Origin of the sequence: Frigidibacter sp. MR17.14, assembly GCF_037095735.1 — a bacterium.
Lineage (GTDB): Bacteria > Pseudomonadota > Alphaproteobacteria > Rhodobacterales > Rhodobacteraceae > Frigidibacter.
The window spans coordinates 699,915-708,630 of the sequence record NZ_JBAWKD010000002.1 but is presented as its reverse complement, the minus strand read 5'-3'; the positions used below and the strand labels follow the sequence as shown (position 1 = coordinate 708,630).

Here is an 8,716-nt window from a genome sequence, read left to right as displayed (position 1 = left end):
CCCCCCGCCGCGACGCATTCCCCCCCACACCGCCCCTTGCCTTGCGCCCGCGACCCCCTAGGATCGCCAGACGGGCGGAACACTGCCGACACGACCCCTCAAGGAGCGGAACAGGATGAAGAAATTCGGCGCCCCCGTCCCGGGCTGGACCCCGGCCACGCCGCCCCGCGCCGAGGTCATGGAGGGCCATTGGGCCCGGCTCGAGCCGCTCGAGGCCGAGGCGCATGCCGCCGACCTGTTCCGCGCCAATTCGGCCGATGACGGGATCTGGGACTACCTGCCCTATGGCCCCTTCTCCTCCGCCGCGACCTATCACCGCTGGGTGCGCGACGTGCAGGGCAAGCCCGACCCGATGTTCTTCGCGATCCGCAACCTCGAAACCGGTCATCTCGGCGGCGTCGCCAGCTACCTGCGCGTCGCACCTGAGGTCGGCACCATCGAGGTAGGCCACCTGAACTTCGCGCCCGAATTGCAGGGCAGCCGCGCCGCGACCGAGGCGATGGCGCTGATGATGCGCTGGGCCTTCGCCAACGGCTACCGCCGCTACGAATGGAAATGCGACAGCCTGAACATCCCCTCGCGCCGCGCGGCGCAACGGCTGGGCTTCAGCTACGAGGGCGTGTTCCGCCAGGCGACGATCTACAAGGGCCGCAACCGCGACACCGCCTGGTACGCGATCACCGACGAGGACTGGCCGGCACTGAGCGAGGCGTTCCGCGTCTGGCTCAGCCCCGGCAACTTCACCGCGGATGGCCGGCAGATCGAGCGGCTCTCGGACCTGACCGCGCTGGTGCGCGTCGCCTCGGATCCGGTGCTGGGCTGAGCCGGCGCAGGGCGCTGCGCGGCCCTTCCGCAGCGACAACGGGTCTGGTCGTCGGCCGGGGCGCGGGGGCTCTGCCCTTCGCGCCGGCAAAGCAGGCCGTCTCCGGCGCGGGACCGCTTTGCGCCCCTGTCGGCCCGGCGTGCCGAGGGGGCTGAAGGCTCTGCGCCGTCCGGGTCGTGCAGGCGCCAGCCGTCGGTTCGGGCCAGCCGCTCCGTGGCCGGCGCAGGGGGACGCGACGCCAGAGCCGTGACATGACGATCGAGAGCCGCCGCGCGCCGCTCCTCGCTGTCCGTCGGACCGTGCTCTGCCGACAGCGCTTGGAAGATATGGCCCGTGGGCGGTTCCCGCAGGCCTGTGAGTGGCGCGGCTTTTCCCGTGGACCGTCCCAGAGCACCTTGATCCGAGGATTGACCCGCCATCGGTGGACGAACGCAGGGCGGAATGTCGGAACGTCCGAACCGGGATTGGACCGGCACTGTGGCCGCAACACCCCTTTTCTGAGGGCTGAGGGCTGAGGGCTGAGGGCTGAGGGCTGAGGGCTGAGGGCTGAGGGCTGAGGGCTGAGGGCTGAGGGCTGAGGGCTGAGGGCTGAGGGCTGAGGGCTGAGGGCTGAGGGCTGAGGGCTGAGGGCTGAGGGCTGAGGGCTGAGGGCTGAGGGCTGAGGGCTGAGGGCTGAGGGCTGAGGGCTGAGGGCTGAGGGCTGAGGGCTGAGGGCTGAGGGCTGAGGGCTGAGGGCTGAGGGCTGAGGGCTGAGGGCTGAGGGCTGAGGGCTGAGGGCTGAGGGCTGAGGGCTGAGGGCTGAGGGCTGAGGGCTGAGGGCTGAGGGCTGAGGGCTGAGGGCTGAGGGCTGAGGGCTGAGGGCTGAGGGCTGAGGGCTGAGGGCTGAGGGCTGAGGGCTGAGGGCTGAGGGCTGAGGGCTGAGGGCTGAGGGCTGAGGGCTGAGGGCTGAGGGCTGAGGGCTGAGGGCTGAGGGCTGAGGGCTGAGGGCTGAGGGCTGAGGGCTGAGGGCTGAGGGCTGAGGGCTGAGGGCTGAGGGCTGAGGGCTGAGGGCTGAGGGCTGAGGGCTGAGGGCTGAGGGCTGAGGGCTGAGGGCTGAGGGCTGAGGGCTGAGGGCTGAGGGCTGAGGGCTGAGGGCTGAGGGCTGAGGGCTGAGGGCTGAGGGCTGAGGGCTGAGGGCTGAGGGCTGAGGGCTGAGGGCTGAGGGCTGAGGGCTGAGGGCTGAGGGCTGAGGGCTGAGGGCTGAGGGCTGAGGGCTGAGGGCTGAGGGCTGAGGGCTGAGGGCTGAGGGCTGAGGGCTGAGGGCTGAGGGCTGAGGGCTGAGGGCTGAGGGCTGAGGGCTGAGGGCTGAGGGCTGAGGGCTGAGGGCTGAGGGCTGAGGGCTGAGGGCGGCCTTGGCGTGGCCGCGCCGAGGATCGGCCGGGGGCGTGACTTGGCCCCGGTGCGGGCGCCTTCGTTTCGGCAGCGGTGTCGCCCGGACTCACGGCCCCGTTGCTGCCAGCGGTCCGTTGGACAGGTTCAGAGCAGCGGGTTCGCGGCCATGCGCTCGGCCAGCAGGCGGTGGACACGGGCGAGACCGGGCGCGCGCCCGGCTTCGTCGGTGGCGTCGCGTCCCGCGGCGCCGGGGGGCGTTTCGGGCGGCGCCGCTGCGGGATCCGCCGGCGCCGCGGGCGCGCCCTGTCCGGGCCCCGGCGCGCCCGGAACCCGCGCGCGGTGGCGCAGGAGGGCCGCCGCGGCCTCGGCCAGCGCCGGGTCCTCGGTCAGCCGGGCGATGCCGGCGAGGAAGCCTGCCACGTAGTCGATCTCGGCCTCCGCCGGGGCGTCGCCGGTCAGGATCTCGGCCGCATGGGCGAGGTCGTCGCGCAGCGCCATCGGGTCGGGCGGGGCCAGCGCCGTTTCGACCGGCGCCGCGATCTCGGTCATCCGCAGATCGGCTGGCAAGGCGCCCAGCACCGCGGCCTGAAAGGCGGCAAGGCTGGGGATCGGCTTGGGCAGGAAGGCGTCCGCACCGGCGGCCAGCGCCTCGTCCCGCGCCTCGTCCCGGCCCGAGATCGCGAGGATCGCCGGAACCCGCGGCCGCGCCGCCGCGAGGCTTCGGATCAGCGTGCAGCCGCTGCCGTCCGGCAGGCCGAGGTCGATGACCGCGATGTCGGGCCGGTAGCCGGCAAGGTGGCGCTGGGCCGCCGCGATCGACTCGGCGCGCCGGATCCGCGCGCCCGAGCGCAGGCAGAGCAGGCGCAGCGCCTCGGAGGCGAAGCGGCTGTCCTCGACCGCCAGCACGGTGAGGCCGAGGAAGGGCCGCGCCGGGTCCGCGCGCCTTGCGCCGAGCGGGGTCATGCCGGGGGCCGGCGTGACGGCCGGGGGCAGGGGCGGGGCCAAGGGCGGTGGCGGGGGTTCGGGCATGGCGACGGACCTGGGAAGCGGCGGCGGGGTGCGAAGGGGCAGGCGGCAGGCGGGTGGGCGGATGGAAAAAGAGTGGGCAGGCACGGCGGATCAGCGGCAGGCGCTGCCGTGGCACACGCGCGCCGGTGAGGGGGGCGGGCCGCGGGGCGGAGTCCCGGTCCCGAAAAATGCGCGGCCCAGGATGCTTGGCCGCGGATGCGCAGACCGGCCGCCGGCAGATCCGGACGCTTGCCAAGCCCGTCGTCGTCTTCTTCGCACAGCACGCACGGGGACTCCCCGTCCGGGCGGGCCATCCTCCGCGCGGGTCGCCGTTTGGCCGGGGCGTCGTTTGGCCGCGTCCTCGTCAGAACCGGCCGGCCCTCAGCGGCGCGGCCCCCCCCCGCGAGGTCAAAGCCTGCGGGCGACGGGGCTAAGGCCGGGTTAACGTCGGCCGGGGTGACAATTTTCCTCGCGCGGCGCCCGCGGATTTTCCTTGCGCGGCACCCGCGGTGCGGATACGGCGAGGGCATGATCGCAAAGGCCGCCCTCTTCACGCTGCCCCGACGTCGACGCGCCCGCGCCTGACGCCCGATCCGCCGTGCCCGGGCCATCCGCCCTTGCACAGCCCCCGAAGACCCCGCACAAATCCCCCGCCCGGTTGACTCGTTCCGACCAATCGCGCACCCATTGGCCTTCTTCCCCGGGAGACACCCCATGATCGCCCCCGTCCTGCCGACCTACAACCGCGCGCCGCTCGAATTCGTCTCGGGCGAGGGCGCCTGGCTCACCACTTCGGACGGGACCCGATACCTCGACCTCGGCGCCGGGATCGCGGTGAACGCGCTCGGCCATGCCAATCCCGAGCTGGTCGCGACGATCACCGCGCAGGCCGGCAAGCTCTGGCATGTCTCGAACCTCTACAAGATCCCGCAGCAGGAGGCGCTGGCGCAGGCGCTGGTCGACGCGACCTTCGCCGACACGGTGTTCTTCACCAACTCGGGCACCGAGGCCACGGAACTGGCGGTGAAGATGGTCCGCAAGTACTGGTACGAGAAGGGCCAGCCCGAACGGGTCGAGATCGTCACCTTCGACGGCTCGTTCCACGGCCGGTCCTCGGCGGCGATCGCGGCCTCGGGCGGCGAGAAGATGATCAAGGGCTTCGGTCCCCTGCTGCCGGGCTTCACCCGGCTCGCCTGGGGCGACATGGCGGCGCTGAAGGCCGCGGTGACCGAGACGACGGCGGCGGTCTTCCTCGAGCCGATCGTGGGCGAGGGCGGGATCAAGGTCTGGCCGGATGCCGAGCTGAAGGAGATCCGCGCGCTCTGCGATGCGACCGGCGCGCTTCTGGTGCTGGACGAGGTGCAATGCGGCATGGGCCGGACCGGCACGCTGTTCTACCATGAACAGGCCGGGATCACCCCCGACATCATGACCGTGGCCAAGGGCATCGGCGGCGGCTTCCCGCTGGGCGCGGTGCTGGCGACGGAAGACGCGGCCTCGGGCATGGTCGCGGGCACCCATGGCTCGACCTATGGCGGCAACCCGCTGGGCTGCGCGGTGGGCGGCAAGGTGATGGAGATCGTCGCCGCGCCCGCCTTCCTCGCCGAGGTGAAGCGCAAGGCGGGGCTCTTCCGCCAAGGGCTCGAGGCGCTGGTCGCGGCCCATCCGGACGTGCTCGAGGGCGTGCGCGGCGAGGGGCTGATGCTGGGCCTGAAGTGCAAGGTCGCGCCCGCGGATCTGGTGAAGGCCGGCTACGCCGAGCATGTCCTCACCGTGCCCGCGGCCGAGAACGTGGTGCGCCTGCTGCCGCCCTTGAACATCCCCGACGCCGACATCGCCGAGGCGCTGGCGCGGCTCGACCGCGCCGCGGCGGCCGTGGCGAAGGCTGCCTGACATGTCCCGGGCGCGGCTCATTCCCCGCAGGTCCCGCCGGCGCCGAGGCACCGGCCCCTGCCAGACCGCGCCCCTTTCGCATTGGTGAAAATATCCTCGGGGGTGTGGGGGCAGACAGCCCCCACCGACCTCCCCACAAGTGACCCCAGATGAACCACTTCCTCGACATCCACACCACCGCCCCCGAAGACCTGCGCCAGATGCTCGACCAGGGCCTGGCGATGAAGCGCGCCCGCGCCGGCCGTCCGAAGGGCGCGCCCGACGACGACCAGCCGCTGAAGGACCGCATGGTCGCGCTGATCTTCGAAAAGCCCTCGACCCGCACCCGCGTCAGCTTCGACGTCGGCGTGCGCCAGATGGGCGGCCAGACCATGGTGCTGTCGGGCAAGGAGATGCAGCTCGGCCATGGCGAGACCATCGCCGACACCGCCCGGGTGCTGTCGCGCTACGTCGACCTGATCATGCTGCGCACCTTCGAAGAGCAGACGCTGCAGGAGATGGCCGAATACGCCACCGTCCCGGTGATCAACGGCCTGACCAACCGCACCCATCCCTGCCAGATCATGGCCGACGTGATGACCTTCGAAGAGCACCGCGGCCCGATCACCGGGCGCAAGGTGGTCTGGGCGGGCGACGGCAACAACGTCTGTGCCAGCTGGATGCACGCCGCGGGCCAGCTGGGCTTCGACTTCACCTTCACCGGGCCCTCGCAGCTCGATCCCGAGCCGGAATGGCAGGGCCTCGTGCGCGACCGCGGCGCCCGCTTCGCGATCGAGCGCGATCCGGTCAAGGCGGTCGAGGGCGCGGATGTGGTCGTGGCCGACACCTGGGTCAGCATGCATGACAGCCAGTCATCGAAGGAGCGCCGCCACAACCTGCTGCGCGGCTACCAGGTGAACGAGGCGCTGATGGCCCATGCCAAGCCCGAGGCGCTGTTCATGCACTGCCTGCCCGCCCATCGCGAGGACGAGGTCACCTCGGCGGTGATGGACGGCCCGAACTCGGTGATCTTCGACGAGGCCGAGAACCGCCTGCACGCGCAGAAGGCGGTGCTGCGCTGGTGCCTCGGCCTCTGAGCCGCGATCCCCGCGCGCTGCGCGCCCGCAGGGGGCGCGCGGGCGCCCGGGGGCGGGACCGCGCCCCGCTGAAGGACGCGCGCCACTCGGGCAGCCGCGCCACTGTTGTCTGACGGAGACGGGTGGGGCAGTCGGGTCTGACGGCTGGCTGGCACGGCGAACTCGGGTGACCGCCCAGTGCGACAGGCTGGGTGACGGGCCCGCACCGCTGCCGGGACGGGACCTGACATGGCAAATCCGGATCACGCCTCAGGCCGGAAGGCCGAGACGTCCGCGCCACTGCGACAGGCCGGGATGCCCGACTGATGCAACAGGCGTGGTGAGCGACCGACAGGGACGGTCAGGACGACAGTCTGATGCGGCGGATCCGGGGGACAGGCCAACCCGGCGGGTCGGGCCTGCAGCCCGATGCGACGGGCCGGGTGACCAACTGCGTCGCCGCGCCGCGTGATCACGCCGATGGGCTGGGCCGGACCGCCAGACGTCCATGTCAGGCTGCGGTGGCAGACCGACAGCCGGTCTGTGCTGAAGGACCGGCGCGCCGGGTTCGCATCCTGATGCCGCTGGCCGGACACCAAACGCGTGGCGGCGCCGTACGGTCACGCCGCCGGGGGGGCGGAGCGCCTGACCGCCACGGCAGGCCGGGGGGCGGAGCGGCGGGTGGGGTGTGCGGGCTGATCCCGCGGGCCGGGGTGATGACTTGTATCGGTGCCCCGGGCGGGCAGGCCGGGGCGCCGGATCGGCGTGGCGGGCCGAAGTGACGGCCCGACACCGGGGCCGGCACGGCGGGCCGACGTGTCCGTTCGGGATCACAGGCCGACCCGGCCCGCCAGGCTGGCGGTCCGATCCGGCAGGCTGGACCCGGCGTCCCATAGAGCAGGCCGGGCCGGCGGGGCAGCGGGGCGGTTGAGCGTCCTCTGGCCGCCGGGGGTCAGGCTTTGGGTTTCATCCGGTAGACGCCCTCGGGCAGGTTCAGCGCCGCCGCCAGCTCGCGCACCTGCGCCATCGACAGGGTGATGCGCACCACCTCGTCGCGGCGCGGGTCCAGCTGCTCGAGCACCACGCAATCCTCGAAGCCCTGAACGGTCACGTCCTCCTGCAGCGGCGATCCGCCCTCGTCGACGAGGGTGATGACGGTGGCGTCGAAGTCATGTTCGATCGTGAACATTGCAGGTCTCCTTCCCGGGACCGGCCCGACGGGGCGTCCCTGCGCCGACTGTGGCAGGCTTCCGCCCCGGGGGTCAACGCGGGCGGGCGCGGTGGCGGCTTCACCCCGGCGTGAAGGCGTGGCGAGCCCCTTTCCGTGCGCCCGCAGCGCGGCTATTTTCCCCCGGCAGACCCGCAGCGGGCCCGGGCCCCCGATCCGCCGCCCGGAGGAGACCAGACCTGCCGATGCCCGCCCTGATCCCCGCCGAACGCCCCGCCGACTCCTCTGCCGCGATGCCTGTGGTGACGCCGAGCCCTTCCCGAGGGCCCCGCGCCGATGCCCCCGCGGCGCGCGCTGCCCTCAGGCCTGCCGCCCTTGCTGGCGCCGCTGTCCCAGCCCGGCTCTCTGCCCACCTCTCCGCCCGCCTGCGGCCGGCGGCGCTGCTGGTGCTGGCCGCGCTGGGCCTTGCCGCCTGCGAGCCGCTGCCCGGCTACACCCCCGCCGGCCCGGCGCCCGCGCCGGTGCCCGCCTATGACGCCGACACCGGCCCGCTGAGCGCCGCCGAGGCCGCGCGCAACTTCGCCACCGTCGTCAACCGCATGGAGCCGGCGATCGAGGCCGAGTGCCGCCAGCGCGCCCCCAGCTCGAACTGCGACTTCCAGATCGTGGTCGACGACCGCCCGGGCCAGCAGGCCAACGCCTTCCAGACGCTCGACGACAGCGGCCGGCCGATCGTCGCCTTCAACCTCGCGCTGATCGGCGACGCGCGGAACATGGACGAGCTGGCCTTCGTCATGGGCCACGAGGCCGCGCATCACATCGCCGGCCACATCCCCCGCCAGCAGCAGAGCGCGGCGACGGGGGCGGCGATCTTCGGCGGGCTGGCCGCGGCTTATGGCATCGACGCGACGCAGGCCCAGCAGCTTGGCGCGGGCCTCGCCGGGCGCGCCTATGCGAAGAACTACGAGCTCGAGGCCGACGAGCTGGGGTCGATCATCGCCTGGGACGCGGGCTTCGATCCGCTGACGGGCGCGCGGTTCTTCAGCCGCCTGCCCGATCCGGGCGACCGCTTCCTGGGCAGCCACCCGCCGAACGCCGAGCGCATCGCCGTGGTCCAGCGCACCGTCGCCGCGCTGAAGGCGGGCACGCTGCGCTGAGACGCCCCGCCGCGGGCCGGGGCGGGAGGCCGGCACAGGGCGCCCTGGGATGAGAGCGGGGGACGAGAGCCGGGGACGAGGGATTGCACAAGGCCCGGTTCCGGGGCGCTGGCCGGCGGGCCGGGTTCCGCAGGCGGCACGATGGCCTCGCGTGCGGAAATGCGCGACACCCGGCGACAGGGCCGTGCGCAGGGCGGGCGGGCAGGGGCGTGACAGCACCTTCGCGGCGCTTGCGGGGGAA

Annotated in this window: 6 protein-coding genes; 4 read left to right on the top strand and 2 right to left on the bottom strand. The window is 73.0% G+C overall.

Annotated features, from left to right (window positions below):
* Positions 1-115 precede the first annotated feature (115 nt).
* Positions 116-823, top strand: coding sequence for a GNAT family N-acetyltransferase (locus tag V8J36_RS08525; RefSeq protein WP_336466863.1), 708 nt, complete (start codon positions 116-118; stop codon positions 821-823).
* A 1,515-nt stretch (positions 824-2,338) separates the two neighbouring features.
* Here the strand turns inward: V8J36_RS08525 and V8J36_RS08520 are convergent.
* Entirely contained in the window at positions 2,339-3,157 is an 819-nt protein-coding gene (locus tag V8J36_RS08520) for a response regulator transcription factor (RefSeq protein ID WP_336466862.1), read from the bottom strand.
* A gap of 759 nt (positions 3,158-3,916) precedes the next feature.
* On the opposite strand from V8J36_RS08520, the gene V8J36_RS08515 reads away from it, so the two are divergent.
* Complete coding sequence (locus tag V8J36_RS08515) at positions 3,917-5,095, top strand: aspartate aminotransferase family protein (protein ID WP_336466861.1); 1,179 nt, start codon at positions 3,917-3,919, stop codon at positions 5,093-5,095.
* Between the two features lie 149 nt (positions 5,096-5,244).
* Positions 5,245-6,171, top strand: a complete 927-nt coding sequence (argF, locus tag V8J36_RS08510; protein ID WP_336466860.1) for an ornithine carbamoyltransferase — start codon at positions 5,245-5,247, stop codon at positions 6,169-6,171.
* A 931-nt stretch (positions 6,172-7,102) separates the two neighbouring features.
* Here the strand turns inward: argF and V8J36_RS08505 are convergent.
* Positions 7,103-7,339, bottom strand: coding sequence for a hypothetical protein (locus V8J36_RS08505; RefSeq protein ID WP_336466859.1), 237 nt, complete (start codon positions 7,337-7,339; stop codon positions 7,103-7,105).
* A gap of 425 nt (positions 7,340-7,764) precedes the next feature.
* On the opposite strand from V8J36_RS08505, the gene V8J36_RS08500 reads away from it, so the two are divergent.
* Positions 7,765-8,475 (top strand): M48 family metallopeptidase, encoded by a 711-nt coding sequence (locus tag V8J36_RS08500; RefSeq protein WP_336466858.1) that lies wholly within the window; start codon positions 7,765-7,767, stop codon positions 8,473-8,475.
* Positions 8,476-8,716 lie beyond the last annotated feature (241 nt).